The 19,074-nt window shown below is 47.1% G+C and carries 10 protein-coding genes; 2 read left to right on the forward strand and 8 right to left on the reverse strand.

Going from position 1 to position 19,074, the window contains the following annotated elements; all coding sequences use genetic code 11:
• Positions 1–19 precede the first annotated feature (19 nt).
• The 3 genes from KIK04_RS23250 to KIK04_RS23260 all read right to left on the reverse strand — a co-directional run bounded on the left by KIK04_RS23250 (position 20) and on the right by KIK04_RS23260 (position 6,893).
• Positions 20–2,254, reverse strand: a complete 2,235-nt coding sequence (locus tag KIK04_RS23250; RefSeq protein WP_232276154.1) for an ATP-binding protein — start codon at positions 2,252–2,254, stop codon at positions 20–22.
• 196 nt (positions 2,255–2,450) lie between these two features.
• Complete coding sequence (locus KIK04_RS23255; protein WP_232276155.1) at positions 2,451–4,007, reverse strand: ABC-F family ATP-binding cassette domain-containing protein; 1,557 nt, start codon at positions 4,005–4,007, stop codon at positions 2,451–2,453.
• 156 nt (positions 4,008–4,163) lie between these two features.
• A complete protein-coding gene (locus tag KIK04_RS23260; RefSeq protein ID WP_232276156.1) occupies positions 4,164–6,893 on the reverse strand; it encodes an eCIS core domain-containing protein in 2,730 nt (909 codons plus the stop codon).
• A 203-nt stretch (positions 6,894–7,096) separates the two neighbouring features.
• On the opposite strand from KIK04_RS23260, the gene KIK04_RS23265 reads away from it, so the two are divergent.
• Both KIK04_RS23265 and KIK04_RS23270 read left to right on the forward strand, forming a co-directional pair.
• Positions 7,097–7,483, forward strand: coding sequence for a DUF4280 domain-containing protein (locus KIK04_RS23265; RefSeq protein WP_232276157.1), 387 nt, complete (start codon positions 7,097–7,099; stop codon positions 7,481–7,483).
• A 23-nt stretch (positions 7,484–7,506) separates the two neighbouring features.
• Complete coding sequence (locus KIK04_RS23270; RefSeq protein ID WP_232276158.1) at positions 7,507–9,348, forward strand: MORN repeat-containing protein; 1,842 nt, start codon at positions 7,507–7,509, stop codon at positions 9,346–9,348.
• A 47-nt stretch (positions 9,349–9,395) separates the two neighbouring features.
• Here the strand turns inward: KIK04_RS23270 and KIK04_RS23275 are convergent, their stop codons facing one another.
• Genes KIK04_RS23275 through KIK04_RS23295 form a run of 5 tightly spaced genes read right to left on the reverse strand, consistent with a single transcriptional unit; the run spans position 9,396 to position 19,063 of the window.
• Complete coding sequence (locus KIK04_RS23275; protein WP_232276159.1) at positions 9,396–11,063, reverse strand: hypothetical protein; 1,668 nt, start codon at positions 11,061–11,063, stop codon at positions 9,396–9,398.
• A gap of 42 nt (positions 11,064–11,105) precedes the next feature.
• Positions 11,106–13,196 (reverse strand): phage tail protein, encoded by a 2,091-nt coding sequence (locus KIK04_RS23280; RefSeq protein ID WP_232276160.1) that lies wholly within the window; start codon positions 13,194–13,196, stop codon positions 11,106–11,108.
• 33 nt (positions 13,197–13,229) lie between these two features.
• Positions 13,230–15,521, reverse strand: coding sequence for a baseplate J/gp47 family protein (locus KIK04_RS23285; RefSeq protein WP_232276161.1), 2,292 nt, complete (start codon positions 15,519–15,521; stop codon positions 13,230–13,232).
• 18 nt (positions 15,522–15,539) lie between these two features.
• Positions 15,540–18,617, reverse strand: a complete 3,078-nt coding sequence (locus KIK04_RS23290) for a baseplate J/gp47 family protein (protein ID WP_232276162.1) — start codon at positions 18,615–18,617, stop codon at positions 15,540–15,542.
• 44 nt (positions 18,618–18,661) lie between these two features.
• The gene (locus KIK04_RS23295) at positions 18,662–19,063 is read right to left on the reverse strand and encodes a GPW/gp25 family protein (RefSeq protein ID WP_232276163.1); all 402 of its coding nucleotides are present in this window, start codon (positions 19,061–19,063) and stop codon (positions 18,662–18,664) included.
• Positions 19,064–19,074 lie beyond the last annotated feature (11 nt).

A 19,074-nucleotide genomic window follows, 5' to 3' on the forward strand; every position in this document is an offset into this window, starting at 1 on the left:
CTTGATTAATACAGCTTAATTAATCCTCTGCATATTCGTCCCAATCGCGATTTGACATGATCTTTCCGTTTTTGAGCAACTCGTAGCGAGCCGCTTGCAAAATATGCCGCATTCCAATCGATTCACCAGCTTCGGCTGCCAGAAATGCCGAAGAAACGACGATATTTTTGATATGCCCTCCCGATAGTTCCAGTTTGCGTCCAAGATAAGCGTAATCAACTTCATCCGATACTGGCGCTTCCTTGGGATACAAAGAACGCCAAATCCCCTCACGATAGGTAGCATCCGGAAACGGAAACTTAACAACGTAGCTAATACGCCGCAAAAATGCTTCATCAATATTTTGCGCATAGTTGGTCGCCATAATGGTAATTCCCTCGTACTCCTCCATTTTTTGCAGCAGGAAGGACGTTTCCATGTTTGCATATTTATCGTGAGAATCTTTAACCTCTGACCGCTTGCCGAACAACGCGTCGCACTCGTCAAAGAACAATATCGCATGACTCAACTGCGCTTCTCTAAAAATATCGTGCAAATTCTTTTCCGTTTCTCCAATATATTTACTCACAACTTGAGCCAAATCGATTTTATACATTTGCAACGCCAGCTCGCCAGCAATGACTTCTGCCGCCATCGTCTTGCCTGTTCCAGGAGGCCCCGAAAATAGCATGCTAACCCCTTTGCCATACGAAAGCTTTTGCGAAAAGCCCCATTCACCAAATACGATATGTCGATACTTAATTTGGTTGCATGCATTGCGAAGTTGTTCCATTTGCTCCAACGGTAAGATGACATCGGCCCAGCCATATTTCGGCTTTATTCTCGTCGACTTCGTCTCCAATTGATGCTGAGCTCCACGATAACAAGCCGCCACTACATGCTCATAACGAATCCGACCGCCTTCAGCTACGTCCCACAAACTAATCGTATGCGCTTGTTCCAACGCCTGTTCGATACGCCCTGGGGTGAACCGAAACGCCCCGGCCAAAGTTCCCCATGAGATTCCTGCTTGATCACATACATAAGGCTGCGACATCTTCGACCACAGCTTTTCCCGCTGTCCTTCATCCGGAATGTCGATTTCTGCATCCATGCAGCGCCTCTGCACCGCTATATTCGGTTTCCACGCACGTTCTGATAAAAAAAACACGGCCCGCGGGAAATACTTCATCGAGGATATGATAAGGTCTAGCTTCTTGCTTATAGCCGGATCCTGTTGCAAGCTCGCCTCGATATGCCGGAAGCAGATTACCGCTTGTTGCAGCACCGCCTCGCGAATCAAGTGTGTTATTAACTCGTCAAACGGTTTATCTTCCTGCAACATTCGTCTTACATCTACCACAAGCAAAGGATGCAAAAAGTGCTGGCAAAAATGCTTGACGTGGAACAGCTTTCCTGATCCGGCAGCGCCCGATATACAAATCAGCAATCCCTGCTGCCCTTTGGAATCCGAATGCGAATCCGACTCGTACATCCGCCCCGCAAATGCCTTTAGCTTATCCTGAAGCTGTTTATCAACGAGCAACTCACTCAGTTGACCCGACGGATAAATCATTTCGCAGAAAGGAGAAAGTCGATCATCCAGCTTATTTGCCCCCAGCATAAATGCGACTATTTTCTCGTCGAGTTGGAGTGACTTGCTTAACAGCGTATGGCCCGACACTTGCGTATGCGATGTAAAAAAGAACCGTTGCAGCGTACTGCCTGCGGACAAGTAGCTTCTCGCTTGAAACTTCTCCTCCCATTCCCCTTCAGTTAACTGCAAGATCAGATCCACAGAGGCACTTTTACGCGTAACGTCATCTTGCAAATAAGCATAAATCTTTTCATATTTCCGATGGACTTCAGGTGCGAGGCAAATCATTATGCAGCGGGCCTCATAGGCCGACAACCCGAATACGATTGACACATATTGCAGAGGCGTAACCGCTTGCAATTTGGTACACAACTGCAAACGCGCTTCTATCTCCTCTTCCAACGCCCTAATTCGGAAGTCAATATCTTCGTCATGATCGACAGTTGGTTCATTCAGCCAATACAGGATTTCTTGCTCAGACATGACTAGTCCTTTCAAATGATCGAATGGATTGTCCGCACCTGCTGCGTTGCGTTTGTGCCAAATGGCGTGAAGCTTTAAATCCAACAGCAGCAGCTCGTCATGCAAGTGCTCCCAAACTCTAGAATATGCGGTGCGCGATTTCTCATTGACGGTACGGTTCACCAACACTTCACCTCCCAACGTATAAGTTGACATGGAAACTACTCCGACAACCCGAATAACAATCCAAACACATAATATAGTTTAGTCTCGAGTTGATATCGTCCATATCGATGTAATGGGAGAATTCGACGAAAACCAACATTTTCCTACCTGTCTTTAAACGATATGACAAAAAAATAAGCCGACTCTATCGCGTAAATTACGATAGAGTCGGCTCTTTGAGCATGTATTAAAATACTTTCGTCGTCCAAGACTCACAGTTCCACGTTTCTGTAACGACATCCCGATAAAATTCAGGTTCGTGGGAAATGAGCAAAATGCTGCCTTTGTATGCTTTGAGGGCACGCTTAAGCTCATCCTTCGCATCTACATCCAAGTGGTTCGTCGGCTCATCGAGCACGAGTAGATTCGTTTCATTGTTAATCAACTTACATAGGCGTACCTTAGCCTTCTCACCACCGCTAAGCACAGTAATTTTACTTTCGATATGCTTAGTTGTGAGTCCACATTTCGCAAGTGCTGCACGCACTTCGAATTGCGTAAAGGAAGGGAACTCTTTCCAAATCTCTTCGATACAAGTATTGTAATTTGCATCCTTCATTTCCTGTTGGAAATAGCCGATTTCCAAGTTATCTCCGAGCTGAACAGAGCCAGATACCGCTTGGATCTCCCCTAAAATGCTGCGAAGCAACGTTGTCTTACCAATCCCGTTGGCACCGACAAGCGCGACCTTTTGCCCACGCTCCATGCGAAGGCTAAGCGGGCGAGATAATGGTTCATCGTAACCAATGACGAGATCCGTCGTTTCAAAAATCAGCTTGCTAGACGTTCTAGCATCCTTGAAGTTGAACTGCGGCTTCGGTTTTTCCTGCGCAAGTTCGATGACTTCCATCTTATCAAGCTTCTTTTGGCGGGACATCGCCATGTTACGAGTTGCTACACTCGCTTTGTTACGCGCAACGAAGTCTTTCAAGTCAGCAATTTCTTGTTGTTGACGCTTATACGCAGATTCCAGCTGTTGCTTCTTCATTTCATAAACTTGCTGGAATTTGTCGTAATCGCCTACATAGCGGTTTAATTCTTGATTTTCCATATGGTAAATCAAGTTAATAACGCCGTTAAGGAACGGAATATCATGCGAAATAAGAATGAATGCATTCTCGTACGCTAACAAGTAACGTTTCAACCATTCGATATGCTGCTCATCGAGATAGTTCGTCGGCTCATCCAAGAGCAGGATGTCTGGCTTCTCAAGCAATAGCTTGGCCAATAGCACCTTCGTCCGCTGTCCACCACTGAGATCATGAACGTCTTTATCCAAGCCGATATCGTTAAGTCCAAGACCACGTGCCGTCTCTTCAACCTTAGAATCAATCAAATAGAAATCTTGATTCGTTAACGTGTCTTGAATCGTTCCAACATCCTCAAGTAGCTTTTCCAGCTCTTCTGGGGTTACATCCCCCATCTTGCCGTACATATCATTCATTTCTTGTTCCATATCAAATAGATATTGGAAGGCTCCACGCAAGACGTCGCGGATCGATGATCCCTTCGTAAGTACGGCATGCTGATCCAAATATCCAACACGCATGCGCTTGGACCATTCGACCTTGCCTTCATCCGGTTGAAGCTTGCCTGTAATAATGTTCATAAACGTGGACTTACCTTCGCCGTTGGCACCGATCAGTCCAATGTGCTCGCCTTTAAGCAGGCGGAAGGAAACGTCCTTGAAGATCGCACGATCACCAAAGCCGTGGCTTAATTTTTCTACATTTAATATGCTCATCAATGACACCTTTTCTTTTATACTTTTTACTTGAACTATTATAAACGTTATTGGGTATATAACTCAATATTTGAAACAGCTTTCGGACAAATTCGGTATTGCGATCAGATTGTATATGCATGGTTGAATCCAATGAAAATGTGCGAGATAAGTTAACTATTGACCGAATGGCCGAAAGCCGAAGCGGCCATACGATGGCGGGGGCTGCATTCCGCGCTGTTGCTGTGCCTGTTGCTGTGTCTGCTGCTGTGTCTGCTGCTGTGTCTGCTGATAATTTTGCATGGCCAGCATTTGTTGCATCTGCATCATTTGCTGCTGCATCCTTTGCATCTGCTCCTGCAAGCTTTCATTCTCGCTTTGGAGTCTACCAACCTCCTGCTCAGCATCGTCTGCTCGCCGTGCATGAGACACTGCCGCGTTAAATAACTCCCGATTATCCTCTCCCTGTTTGTGAATCTGATCTTTCAGTTCTTGGTTTTCAACCGTTTTATGATACAGCTGTGCCTTCAATTGCTGCAAATCGTGTTGCGTATCGGACAGTTCATCTTGAAGCTCATCCAAATCCTCAACCATCTGTTCCGTTTCTTCCCAAGCTTCGTCTCGCTCTTGTATTGTATGCTGGAGCAGCTGATAGTCCGCTTCGAGATTAAAGGTAACCCCTTGCTGGATAAGCTGTTTCGACTGTTTGATCACGATAGGAATCTGTTTTTGCAGCACTTCAAACTCTTCTTCTCCCTCACTATCAATCTCCGTTTCAACCATTTCAGACATCGTAGCATGCATTAACTGCTTTTGCTGTAGCCCTTTAGCCTTAGCGGTATCTCCGCTAATGATTGCACGCGTCATTCGTTTAACACGTTCCGACTGCTGCAAGGATTGTACTTTAATTTTACGGTTTTCTCGAATCGCTTGCTGAATGTAAGAGGTAATTGCAATCCATATTTTCACGAATTCGCCAGCGTATTTCCCGTCATCGGAAGTAATTTCACCGGACTTAAAACTTGCCTGTTGACCATCCATCCATTTTAAAAATGGCTCTCCAAAATGTAAATTCCCTCCCATAAAATCACGGAATTCCTCATCATTGCGAATCAATTGGTTGCACGTTTTGCAAGAAAGAGCTAAATTTTTAACGTTGTTAAACAAAATTTTTGCCCCGTTTGCCGTCACATCCCATTGTCCGTTTAATTTTCTGAAAAAATCATTAAATCGAAGCCCGATCGATTTGAATTGCTCCGTTAACTCGGCTAAGAAGCCAGGCTGCTTATTTAACTTAGCAACGATTTGCAGCAGCCACTTACCAATTGCACTCCAAGTGATGGCGTGGTCGGAATCGAGTTCCGGCGGTGTAAACCACTGTAGGCAATACGTGCAGTACGTGATGGCCTGCTCGGTGTCGGGTGTTCCTTTCTGCAAAGAGCCAATGATAAAGCTTTGTGAAGCTTCATGTCCTAATCTTCTACGTTCTTCTTGTTGTATGATTCGTTCTGCTCCCGTACTTTTGGTTCCAAGCGTCATGTATGCATGTTGACTAGTCGGAATATCCACTCTGTTGACAGAATGAAAATCAGGCCGATCTAACGATTTCTTATCTTTGGTTCGTTTGGCCGACGTCGTCTTGCCTACAGGCTCTTTTTTACCAATTCCTTTCGCATTCCATATTCCATCGTCCACCTGCGGCACACTTAATGTAGGAACGTAATAGTCCGAACCACGACTTCTATCAACGTTTTTCCATAGGGATTTATTAAGAATTTGCGGCATGTTCACATAGTACATTTTTCCATCGTCATAGTTCATAAAAAGGTATCCATCCCCATATTGCGGATGTCTGACCATTTTCGTATTTGTTAATTTATGTACACCACTGATCGTTATCACATTACCGGAAAATATATAGTTACCGTTGGAATCAACCGTCATTTCCTCACCGTAGACCGCTTGACCCGAAACGACTTCCTGCACATGATCTGCGGAAAATAGGTTCTGCCATCGGGTTGGATCTGAAATTTGTGACAGGTCTACAAAATAATCATTTTTGTCAGCATAGCTCATAAGGATGTACCCGTTCCCATATTTGGGGTGGCTAAAAACATGTTTACTTCTGAGCTTAAATACGCCATTAATAGGAGCATTGTTATTCGTATATGTAATCCTTCCGAATTGATCGAAGGTGACGACTTCACCGTAGACCGTTTGTCCGGATACAATCTCTTGGACTTCATCTGCAGGAAATAAACCTTGAATAACGCTCATCATTCCCAAGGATGAGGCTCCCCCCGTCCCTAGTAAGGTTCGATCCCCTCTGGCGGCTAATTTCCCATTATCATCAGCCTCTTTCTCCAACCCGGGGTCGTCATTTACCGGAACGCCTTTAGCCTGTGTTGTCGCCTGAACCCTTCCCTGTCTCTGCTGCACGACATGCGTCAGCTCATGGCCCAAAAGTTCCTGCCCACCGATACTGTCAGGCTGAAACTGACCAGGCGCGAAATGGACATCGTTGCCCTGTGTGTAGGCGAGCGCGCCGATTGTGGATGCCTTTGACGAACTCGGATGAATGCGGACCTGCGAAAAATCCGTATTAAAGGCTTGCTCCATCTTAAGCTGCAGCGCAGCAGGCATTCCTCCCGTTCCCATGTCTGCTTCCGTTCTTTCTGCGGACGACTCTATAGATTGATTTTCCGCTAACATACGCTGCACCGCTTGATTACCTATCGTCCGTTGCAGCTGCAAAATCGACGACGAAGTTAATGAATCAGAGCTAAATGAACGTACAACATCGCTTGGGGCTGAATTCGCTTTTTCCGTATCAAATTGTCGTTGTGTTGTAAATTGGGCCGAATTTGGTTCGCGTTTATTTGAATGTTCCATCTTGCCTCGTGACATGCGCCTGCCCCCTTAGGCTAGATCGCCATCCTCTATACCAATCCCTAATCCGTTCATTATGGTCAGCGAAGAAAGCGTCAGCACTTCATCTAACTCAACAACTTCTACTCCTTAAAGTCTACCATTTTTTAACGCGATTTGTGGCGGAATTTGTAGTAAAATAGAAAAGAAAATCATTCCTATTGAAGGAGATTCGATCGATTATGAGCCAACTCGTATGCGGAGGTGCCATGCTGCAATGCAGCTTCGGATCAGCCCCGAGCACGTTAAACGTATTGCCTACCAAGCGAGTGACAGCTGCTGCTCCAATTGCGACGATTATGGACCATAATCCGGTCGTTAACGTCCCTCCTTTTGTCATGTGCAATTCGATTGCCAACCCAGCGGTAGCTGCCGCTACTGCGGCTGCCTTGGGCGTATTGACACCTGCTCCCTGCATGCCCGTGCTCCCTGCTCCATGGGTGCCAGGTTCACCTACCGTCCTGATTGGAAACATGCCCGCTCTCAATAACAACTCCAAATTAATGTGTGCTTGGGCAGGCGTCATTCAAATTACAATGCCCGGTCAAATGACCATTCAAGTTCCATAACAACGATGCCAAGGAGGCAGCTTATGGATAATAATGCAATTCCGAAACTACGGCAAGATACGAAGCCGCCAGCTCCCGCTCCTTTACAAGGACAACAAGTCGTTCCGCTCAAAAAAACGCTCGAATGGTGGCAGGGATTTATGAAAAAGGTCACTGCTATCCTTAAAAAGCCTGTGCAATGGCTGCTACCTCAAAACGTAACCGTCAAGGATTACGTACGCGTCGGTCGCTATTACTTTGCTAAAAGACTTCTGCTCCTACTTGCAATTGCTCTCATTCTCGTTATTTATTTTGGCTTCATTCAGCGTCCAGTCTTTTTGAATAAGTGGCTTCATTTACCTACCTCCATCTATGAAAAAATAGAGAAACCGCTTGTCTTTACTGGGCTTGCTAAAGTGTATGACCGCTCGCGCTCATTGATTTACCGTGGTGATCTTGTCGAAGGTGTATATGATGGTAGCGGTAAGCTATATAATTCCGAAGGAAAAGTGATTTATGATGGCGGGTTTGCCAAAGGAAAAATGAATGGTTACGGCATCCGTTACGATGATCAGGGTCGTGTGCTTTACCGCGGACAATTTGCTGAAGGCGTTTACGCTGGTTCGGGTATCTTATACCATGCTTCAGGCCCCATTCAATATCAAGGCGAGTTCAAGAATGGTTCCATCATTCAAGGAACGGAGAACGATAAGAATGGCAGTAAGCGGTACGAAGGTGCGTTTGCGAGCGGCAGCTACGACGGTGCCGGTGTATTATACGACGGGCATGGCGTGAAATTGTACGAAGGTGGCTTTAGTGGCGGTTCTTTTTCTGGTGCTGGCACTGCCTATTATGCAACCGGATCGATCAAATATAAAGGGCCGTTTTTAAATGGAAAATATAGTGGGAGCGGCAAGCTGCTGCGACCAGACGGTTCCACTCAGTATGAAGGTGCATTTCAAGCTGGTGTCTTGTCAGGTGAAGGGGCAGAGTTTCACACGAATGGCGCTGTCAATTATAAAGGACAGTTCGCGGCAGGTGCATATGGTGGACAAGGTGCCCTGTTTGATAATAAAGGCGAGATCCTTTATAGTGGCACATTTGTGTCGGGTAAGCGAAACGGACCCGGACAGCAGTATGAACATGGCGCCCCTATTTACGAGGGCAAATTCCAAAATGATCTTTACGACGGGCTTGGTACCTTATTGGATAAGGATGGACAAGCTTGGTTTAAAGGCTATTTCAAGCAAGGGGCCATTTATATCCCAGGATTCTTAGGGCTAGGCCAACACAAGCTGGAGGAAATTCTCGGCAAACCGTCGGGTGTAGCAGGAGATAGTACTTTGCAAGCTTCAGCGGCAGAATCAGCAACTAAGTCACCTACTGAAGTATCTACATTATCTGCATCTGCTGAATCATCTACATTATCTGCACCACCTGCGTCTGCTGAATCATCTGCACCAACTGTATCTACTAAACCGTCTTCAGCACAAACACCAACTGCACCATTACCAGCCCAGACAACGTCGACAGCCGCCGCTTCTGGACTTTCCGGTGCCAAGTTGGCTTTGACTTACAGCCAAACGGGATTGACCTTCTTGCTTCAACCACCAAGCACTAACCCACGTGAACAAGTTGTCACGACTGTACAAGTGTGGGGTACACAGCTCATGCAAACACTGCTCAACGACGTGGAACATGCCGCAGCAAAAAAAGACAAGTTCGGCGAAAAAGACACGGTTGTGCCGCAATCCATCATAAAGACGAGCGATGCAACGATCTCACTCTACTTGATAGACGGTTACGTCTATAAGCTCTACTACCGTAATAGCGACAGTCAGCTTTCCCTCATTGAGGTTACTTATGTCGACGATACGGGCCGCTAATCCACAGCGGCCCGATCATCTTTGTTGCGGCGCTATCCATCCTGCGCTTACATTTCTTCGTCATCCATGCTATACGTCACAGCCGCTTCACTAATATAATCTTGCGGTTCCGAATCCAGAAGCCGCTTGATTGCCCACCAGCGCAAGCGTATAACTTCCAAGCTAGTCGCATGTTGCAACTTCATACCAATCCGAAATGTCCCTTTTTTCGGATAAACAACACTCCCGATTGAAATTTTCGGAAAATCGCACTCATACGCGCTTCCTTTAAATACATCGGTATTGCCATAATACACCCGTTCGTCGTCGTTCGTAAGTTCAGAAAAAACGTTGTCACTGACCATCTCGATTCCGACATGAACAAATACGGGCCCTTCACCTAGGCCGTGACTGATTTCATCAGAAATGGCATCATGACGGCTGAATGGATTAAGCCTCGTCGATTTCAGGTGAAATTCGAATACACCCATTCGGATATAGTCACTAACCGGTGGGGCTTCGGGAAGGGATAAATCAAGTACGATCCCGTTGCCCGCTTGGTCGAAGTGCGCTGATAGCTCCGGTTTCTCCTTGTTCGTGACCATCGTTAACGAAGATGTGATTTGCATCGCTTCACGACTCGGCTGCGGTGTCTGCGCGAGTTGGCCAAGCTTTTGGACAAATGTCGAGTTGTACACATAATTGTCAAAAGGGATCGGATCTACGCTTTCAATCCAAAACGTGAATCCTTCATACGTATTTATTTGGAGTAAGCTGATTTTCGCTAAATAGATACAGTCTCGAGCACTGTTATAAGCTTGATCGAGCGTACGTGAGTAGTAATCGTGCAAGAGCTTTTTTCCGACAGCCTCGTGAACGATACCAATTTCAACGCCGTTTATGGAGCCATCGCCTCCCAGCAACACCGTCCGATCCCCGATCATGAAATGGGCATAATCAGCACAAAGTCGCCAGTGCCCTATGCCTTCCTTGTTACTCAGAACCTTAAACGGAAAATGCGTAACAAAGTAGGTCTGCTTACTGCCCTCCGGCTCCGTAAAGACGAGCTGATTGTTCCCGATACCATTCGCAAGGGCAAACTGTTCGGATTCGAGATTGAAATGGATATGAATGCGCTGTGCTTCCGCTGCTTTTTCCACATGCAGCGTAACATCAAATACTTCCTGTGGATTGACATACTTCGGCATTTGCAGCCAGATCCGTACTTGCGTGTCCTCATAAACAACGGCATGATTCCACAGGATCTCTGCGTATTCGCTATCTGTACTTACCGGCGGTTCCTCTTTCACAATGAGTTGGTAGCTTTCCAACACACGATTAAACTCCCTTATATCCTCCAGTCGAGTCGATGAACCTGCTATGGAATGTACGGGTTCAGTCGATTTTTCCTTATACTGAAGGCATAAATACACATTTTGCGAAAAATTCGATTTCGGAAAGCCTGGGAGACGATTTAATTTCTGTTTAACAGGCGCAGCGACAATAATTTCTTGACCCAGATGGTCAATCGCCAATCCAGGTTCAAGAGATATAAACTTGTCGTCATATCGCGATACCTGTAATCCGGTGACGATCCCCGCCCCATGCAGCAGCCGATTCATGAGCCAGCGCTTCTCGTTAACATAATGCTGTTCCAATTCGAAATCGCGCACCGTCAACAATTTGCCGTAAAAGTACCGATTTTTTTCAAAAGGATATGGACGTGGCTTCTTCATTGTATGTCCCCCTGTGCTTTAAAAATGAACCTCTTTTGCCGCTCACTCCAGTTCGGCATCGATATCGAGCCGGATATGCATATCCAAGCGATTGTCCCGATCCCACTCCGTCAGTACGGTATCATGTGGGATGGAGGACTGCTCATTCAACACGAGCCTGTGCGGTTCGGTTAATACCGTATTTATCCCCAAATACGTATGCATATCCATATACATCCATGGCTCAAGCACAACGACATGGGCCTCCGTGAAAGCTGGCTTATGATCGGCTAACACTTTTTCAATGACATGTTGAGTATGATCAGACTTCATAGCCTCCGGTGTGAGAAGTACGAAAAAGCTATACGGATTATCCCCATACAAGCGTACGTATAACGATTTCAGCTCCGTATGTTCCTGCATCGCTTGCAACTGAAAATGCTCGATAATAATCGGTTTTTCCCCTGTGAAAATGCTGATCATACGTTCCATTCCCGATCGTGTTCCCCTACGTGCATACAAGTCCGGAGATTGACTGATAAAAGACCGTAGTTGTTCTTCTGCCCAATGATGCTCATCCGATATGCCAACCCACGTTCCAATCCAGCGTAAAAACTCTCCGGATACCGCATCCGCGTCAAAAAAGCGGGCCATGTGCTGAATCGTTGTTTCCTTCTCCATCAAGACGGTATCGAACATCGCCAAAAACCGTTCTAAGAAGGGACCGAACGGGCCATCTCCGGTTTCCTCCTCATAAATAGCTGGCAAATACGAAAGCAGCGAAGTTCGTGGAAAATAAACACGCAGCTTCTTCAGCAATGGTGTGCTGTTTTCACTGCCGGACATTTCGATTTTCAGCCATAAAAACCGTCCTGTCTGCTTAAATAACAGCGCATCCGCCGGATTGACAATCGGTTCGGACATCGTCAACAGCCCCTGCTGTTCACGTTCGATCCATTCGGCCCTCGTCATCGCTTTATCCGATGCATAAGACGAAACCCGGACTTCCGTTTCAATTGGAATATCAGCCTCCAAAAGCAACTTGTGCCAATTCGTGCCCTCAATTGTACTGTCGATCGCATTCGAATAGTACACGCCTCGCAGCGAACCACTCTCATTTATCGGCTTCGTTCGCCAGCTTTGTTGCCGGATATTCAGTTCATTGGCGCTCCGGTTCAGCACGTACATGCGCTTATGATCATCGAATAATATTTTATCCGCATGCCCTTGAAGAGAAGACGTTAGTGTCGCAACGTTTCCTGAAACGTCGAAGCTTTGAATCGTACCTACAATTCCATCATACTCCGCCACTCGATCATTACGGCGGCAATATCCAACAAACAATCGCCCGATATCAGCGACTGCAAAGCTACATACGGACTCCGACGAATCTAATGCACCTTCAAGCATCGAAATCGATAGCGAAATCTTGCTATTTTCGGTCAGCGTATGGACTTGTCCCGTGCGGGTGTCTAAGATGTGCACGTGCTGATGCTCTACAGCCATGTAAAAGTTTCGTGCCAGGTCCGCCAAGCTCGTCAGTGTCGCAACTACGGTGAACGATTGGCGGAACGATGGATCAGGACGTCCGGAAGCGTCGATTTTAACGACCCCGATTTCACCACCCTGCGGAACATAAATGTCACCGTTCGACATCTCGGTAATTTGCAAAGGAACGATCACATAGACGTTATCCTGCTTATCAGCAGCTACAGCCAAAGGATAGAGCGGTAGCTCATCCCATTCCTCCAGCTGCCACACGGCCTGACCGTTATAGACCGAGTAAGCAGCACATTTATGTGGACGAGTCGGATCAAAGATATACACAAAACGATCCGAACCCGCAATTAACGCCGTTGCCGTAAACAATCCGTGATCGCCTTCAAACACGGCTTCCGTTGTTCCGTTCCATGGATCGAACAACCATAGCTCCGCACGATGAGTTAGCAAATACAGTTTCCCGTAACGGGATAGAGCAATATCAACGATTCGGTTCGAGCCTAAGTAGTCCGCTACACGAATCGATTTGCTGGACATGTAGGTTTGCGTCTGACTAATACATATTCCTTCATCAGAAGTCGTCACATTTTCCGCCTGTCCTTTGTCCCAGTCACTCTTTTTGTTGAAGGAGAAAAAGCGCGGGGCTCCGTTCATTGGTCTTCCCTCCGTTCACGCCACGTTTGCTTGTTACTGCTGGGGCGATTTAATCGTCGTGATGACATGATTACCCGGATAAACCAGCCCGTGCGGCGGAATGTGGATGTCTCCGCTAGCCGCTTTGTGAATCTCTTTTCCCTTGGCGTGGATCGATAAGTCTTGGATAAAGGCTACGCCCTTAACCGTTTGAATGATCCCATAAATATCACCTTTGTGTACGGTGCAGCCGAACGTCCAACCCTTCGTGCCATCCTTTAAATCCAATGGCTGTAGGTGGCTGTTCAACACGTCTAGTATCGTTAGATCGACGTCTTTCCCATTTGGCTCGACCGCAACAACAGCTTGAACGGTTATTTCCACGTACACAGGTGCGATGATATGTACCTGGGTCGTGAGCAGCCGGTACGGTTCGATGTAGGCTTTAATCGCCTGCAAGAACGCTTGGCTGGGCATAGGCTTCAAGGCATCGCTATATGGGATGACGACAACGCTCATATGCGTAGGAGACTTCCGCGCAGGATAATCTTTCAAGCCCGGCTTGTACAAAGGCAGTGCTTTGGATCTAGCAACGCGAAGCCCTGGCGTCGATTTTACGATTTCTTCAAAGTCTTCGTTTGTGACCGCGCTATGTCTTTTCTTGAGCGCCAGCGTTATTTTTCCCTTGGCATCCTCTATCGTTTCCCGCTCGACGCCTCCGGTGCCGTGAAATCGGTTATTTCCTGTAAGCGACAACAGCTCCGTCGAGCTTCCGCTTATCCCGTTCATCTCGTGTCGCTCGTTATGCGTAAACACAGAGTTGCTCTTAATGTTTCCCCGCTGTCCTCCCCCGACCTTGCTGGCGATGATCCGAATGTTAGAGCGCTCGGACGCTTCTGGAATCATCCCCTGCTCATGATCACCAAACAATAGCTCTCCTTTTTCATGGTCCAGCACGTAATGTCGGTCATAGGAGGATGAATGATCAAAATCATCCACCCGAGTCCAGTCGTACCAAATTAACTCTTCGTATCCATCGTGTCGTTCCCCGACTTGAAGCCGAAAGAACTCGGGCAGCAAGTTGTCCTTATACAGTGGATACACCTGTTCAGGAAGCCCCCTGCTGTCGCCGATCCAGCGCTCCTGCTCAAAGGCTGGAGCATACGATATAAGCCTAATCGTTTGCCTCCCATCCGGTGGCATCGCACCGTGGATTCCATCGCCAAACTCCACCACGGTTTCCTTCGTTTCAGGATTCCTGAGCAGTGTAAAGCCTTGTTCCATCGGACCGAGCAGAGACAACGAGTCCGTACATTGCCAATCCATCCAACCGCCGTCTGCTTGCCGCACTTGTACTTCAACTTTACCGTAGTAGCTCAAGTAGTCGTCGACAGTGAACATCTGTCCCGGCTTGCTCGTCCCATCGATCAACAGCTCGGAGGAAAGTGTATCGTAATGGGAGGCTGCCACTGTATTCAAGCACATATTTAGCATTTGTGGTGCGACCTCATACCCATCCTCGACGACTGTAAAGCAAATCCAATATCGCGCTCGATCGTTGGTCGGATACATGGTAATTGGGTGCATCTCACTCGGAATTCGAAAAGTAATTCGACCACTGCAAGTGAACTGACACGTTTCATCGACCAAGATCTCGAGCGGCTGCCAATTGGCCACAACTTCTTGAGCGTCCAGTGACGAGCCGAAATAGGTACAGGACAATTGGACAGTCGGATAATGGCAGCTTCGTTTGCCGTTGTCATTGCCTGTCGCGCTTCCTAATGAAATCGGATAATCTTCATAGAGATGAACCGTCAACGCCAAGCTTTTCCCTATAGGTAACGGAGAATCGAAACCCAAATATAGCTTGCTGCCCGCCTCCGCCTTCGGGCCGAATACGTAGAATGCCGCCCCGATATACGCATTGGCAGAGGTACGATCCACTTGTTCTGTGTCGGAACGGACGAGCACTTTGGAGATGCCGTTTGGAACGAGCAAAATCGTTTCGTCCGTTTCAAACGATTCCCCGCCTGCCTCCAATTTGGTTCCTTTAGGGACGACCGTTTCTGTAGTAACCTGATTAAAGGTCACGTCTACCTTCGCGAATGCTGCATCCTCTCGGCGAATACCGAGCAGCTTCAGAAACTTCAGCTCATTTTTAACCGTAACTCGATTTAAAAAATATTGCTGCATCTCCGTCAACCATGCTAAAAGCTCGATCAACGTAATACCGGGATCATGAACGTTTTCATCCGTCCAATTCGGACTTAATTTAGGAATAAGTTGCTTGGCATTCTTTACAATCTGTTCAAAGTCCCTATCGTCCAAATTCGGTAAAGGCAGCATCACATAGCCCCCTCGTCGTTACTGAATGTTAACTGTTATTCGATGCTTCCCATTAACGATGACACGATGTGGCAGACCAGCCCACACAGCAGCATCTGCTTCGGTTCGTTGTCCGTACTCGATCCGCACAACACTCAGCGCAATGTCACTAACGAAACTAACACCGCGGATCGCCTTCAATAAGCCGTAAAAAATAGACTCATGGATCATTTCCCCGATGCTCCACCCTTTCCCATCGTAATTGCCGTTAACGGGATCTAAAAAGCGATTTAGTGTCTCAATCGACACCTCTTCTACCGATAAAATGCTTTCCATTCGCGTAACGAATAGCGAAGCCGAAACAGATACTTCAAGGTAAGCGGGCTGAATAACTTGGATACGATCTGGAAAAGCGACGATACTCGGCGTGCGTTCCAATAAGTAGGTTTCTACTTGTTTTTTCAGTTCTGGAAAAAAAGGAGCGTCAGACATCCCGCCGTGGGTAATAACCACGACCGTAATACAGCCGGGCTCACGCTCCAAATTAGCGTTGTAATTCGCTAGACATTTAACTTTATGTATATTCGGGCACGCTTCTCTAGCTAGCCATTCGAAATCCTGTGCAGCAATGGCACGATTGCGATGCTTGACAACGTTGGGACCGCGTCGCAGCACCTCTTCCATCGTTTCTGTATCGCTGCCACCTCCGGAAGCTTGAGGGTTGTATACCGACTGAATAAACGCGATAGAGTTTTTCAAATTGATGATTTGAAAAGCGTCCAGATTCCCCTGCCGCCCGCCTCCGACTCGATAATGAACTTTCACGCTCTCAGGCCCCGCATTTGGCGGCATTTTTCCATGGATTCCATCCCCAAACCGAATATGTCCCGCCGCTCGATGAATCACGTAATGTCGGTCATTCCAGCCTGAATCGGCAAAAGAATCGACTGGCAGCCACGCGACCCAACATTTCTGGATATGCTGCTCTGAATCGCGAATCGCTTGCACGGGGTGCCGACCTTCCCTTTGAAGTGCCTCAATTTCACTCTCGGTGAGATGTCCGGTCTCATTGATCCACACTTCCTCAGAGATGACCGGTGATTGCTCAAGCACGTAAGCGTCGCTCCCGTCAGCAAGCTTCTTTTTCCAAGTCAACTCATTACGGATGCTCTCTTGCTGCATAACCCGTGCCGTATTGAGGTAAATTCCTTTGACAATCGGCAGTGGTTGCCCTTTGTCCTGCTGTTCAAGCAGTCGGTCGCGGTTAACCGCACGAATCCAGTACAACCTTTGCCCAAAATAGGACACTATGGCGAAATCGGGTGGCCCTGCAAATTGTATCGTCCCGCTCCGTGTCAAAGACTCCGTTGTATCGATCGTCTTAAGCTTGCGCCATGTGACTTCACTGCCGTACTGACTTGTGTATTCCCAGTCCAGCACAGGAATTTGCGAGCTCGTGTAGCGCTGCTCCTGCAAAGAAAAGTATAGACTGATCGGTCCTTTCATCGGCGGGATGGCGAAACCCATATAAAAAGCCGGATACTCGCAATCGATTGCAGCAAACGGCTGAAACAGTTGGCTTCCGTAAATCGCCGCAACAGTTCTGTCGGCATACTCAGCGTTGTTGGATGTCAAACAAACATCCGGTGAAAACAGCTTCTCCTTAAATTCATAAAATAGCTGAACGTCTTCAACCCAAGGAGAAAAATAAATAGGATTAGCTGTATGTATCGGATCTATATGTAAAATGCGAACCCGAATCCAGCAACTAAGCCGTGAGTTCACAACGGTTTCTTTCAGATCAGGAGGACAGTCGAACACGACCGTCTGTACTCTTTTTTCCGTATTGCAAAATAAATCTTCATAGGGGGAGCGGTCGAATAGCTTGACCCAGCTTTCTCCGTCCCAATATTCCCAGCGTACTTTTTCCACGACCATTTTTTGCGGTTCGGGACGCTCGAATTGGGACTGCTTCATGATTGGCTTCCAATCGATTTTTGGCAACGCTTCGTTGTTCCACTCGTTGCAATGCGTTTGCAGTTGAAATTGTAGTGTAATTTTCCCTTCCTTTTTGCTGAACACTTCACAGCTTCCGATATAAAACACCGCATATGGCGCAAAATACTCACCGAACGGGTATCCTCCCGTCTGGGTAAGCTGAATATCATTAAAAAATAAAAAATCAGGCGCTATACCAACGTGACCAGCTTGCTCGACATGCTCAGACTTCAACTTCAAACCGTCAATACGAATGTCCTGTATCGGAAAAGGAGCGCCATCCCGCGCTAGCGGTTTATGGAGCGTGCATTTTATCCACATACCATCAGTTCCCGCGATACACTGCGGAATGATGTGTGCTATCTTTTTTTTGTGCAAAAAAATGCGGTTATCCCGCACGGTTACTTCATCAAATGGAACCCATCCACCCTCGGCCCCGTATGCCCACTGTACGGCGGTATCGTCCCCCAGCTTCGTGCAGATCTCATTTTCCAAATAGCGCTGCTCAGAATTGGAGATTACGATTTGAATCACGGCCGCATGACGAATAAGCAACAAATCGCGATGGGCCAAATAAAGGGTGTGAGCTTGCATATTTGCTCCCTCATCGAACTGAAACATCGTAAACGGTGTTGACGAAGAGGAACATAAAGGGCCAGCACGACCAAGACCAAGTGCCCGTGCAATATAATCTCTGTCGGGACTGACGTTATAAGCATCTACAACTTCCGCTGGCGTGGCGAGTATTGCGCCCGTAGTCTCAAAGATGACATCTTCTGTGCCGTCAGGCGTCTTCCCCGTCACCTGAGTCCCCTCAGGAATGAGCACCGGTTCTTTTGCGCCCGTACTGAGCTCAAAGGTTACGTAGCCCTGTGCTGGTTTAGGGGGTAGAAAGGAGATGCCTAACATATTTAAAAAAGCAATAAAGTTTTTGTAAGGCACTTGATTAAGCCGCTTGCTATTTTGCTCGAACATGTCGGCGAAAATAAGCATTAAAGCTGTCCCCGCATCTGGATCTTCAAAGGAACATTTCCATTCTGGCGTATAGTAAGGGGCTATGCGCTTGATTTGCTCGATTAATTGTTTAGCGTCTTCTGGTCCAATCTTTGGTGGTTTCATCTAGCCACCCCCTTTGCTCGGAATGGGCCGAACTTCAGTAGCAGTTATTTAATTCCTTCATGGAGGTAGTACGGATAGACGAGATTGTACAGATTGTTCGTCGTTCGAACCACATATCGAATCGAAACTAGCAGCCGTTGTGGGCTTTCTGGGTCTGATTCGGAATGAACCTCAACGTCAGTTACACGCGGTTCCCACGTCTGAATAGCTTTCTTGATGCTTGTTTCAATTAAGTGCCGCGTGGTGCGATCGGTTAATCCGAATACATAGCGATCAGCATCACAGCCAAAATCGCTTCTCATTACCCGCTCGCCTGGAGAAGTTCGTAAAATGATCCGAATCGCTTCCGCGATATCATCCTCGAACTCCGACATAACGATCCGACCGGTAGCTGCATCTACCTGAACGGGAAATTTCCATCCTCTACCGAGAAACGTTTTGTTCATCTCAAGCCCCC

The sequence above is a fragment of the Paenibacillus sp. 481 genome (assembly GCF_021223605.1).
GTDB lineage: Bacteria > Bacillota > Bacilli > Paenibacillales > Paenibacillaceae > Paenibacillus_B.

Excerpts from the sequence above, each read along its gene's own strand:
- KIK04_RS23250 (WP_232276154.1), bottom strand. The coding sequence starts at position 2,254 with ATGTCAACTTATACGTTGGGAGGTGAAGTGTTGGTGAACCGTACCGTC.
- KIK04_RS23255 (WP_232276155.1), bottom strand. The coding sequence starts at position 4,007 with ATGAGCATATTAAATGTAGAAAAATTAAGCCACGGCTTTGGTGATCGT.
- KIK04_RS23260 (WP_232276156.1), bottom strand. The coding sequence starts at position 6,893 with ATGTCACGAGGCAAGATGGAACATTCAAATAAACGCGAACCAAATTCG.
- KIK04_RS23265 (WP_232276157.1), top strand. The coding sequence starts at position 7,097 with ATGAGCCAACTCGTATGCGGAGGTGCCATGCTGCAATGCAGCTTCGGA.
- KIK04_RS23270 (WP_232276158.1), top strand. The coding sequence starts at position 7,507 with ATGGATAATAATGCAATTCCGAAACTACGGCAAGATACGAAGCCGCCA.
- KIK04_RS23275 (WP_232276159.1), bottom strand. The coding sequence starts at position 11,063 with ATGAAGAAGCCACGTCCATATCCTTTTGAAAAAAATCGGTACTTTTAC.
- KIK04_RS23280 (WP_232276160.1), bottom strand. The coding sequence starts at position 13,196 with ATGAACGGAGCCCCGCGCTTTTTCTCCTTCAACAAAAAGAGTGACTGG.
- KIK04_RS23285 (WP_232276161.1), bottom strand. The coding sequence starts at position 15,521 with ATGCTGCCTTTACCGAATTTGGACGATAGGGACTTTGAACAGATTGTA.
- KIK04_RS23290 (WP_232276162.1), bottom strand. The coding sequence starts at position 18,617 with ATGAAACCACCAAAGATTGGACCAGAAGACGCTAAACAATTAATCGAG.
- KIK04_RS23295 (WP_232276163.1), bottom strand. The coding sequence starts at position 19,063 with ATGAACAAAACGTTTCTCGGTAGAGGATGGAAATTTCCCGTTCAGGTA.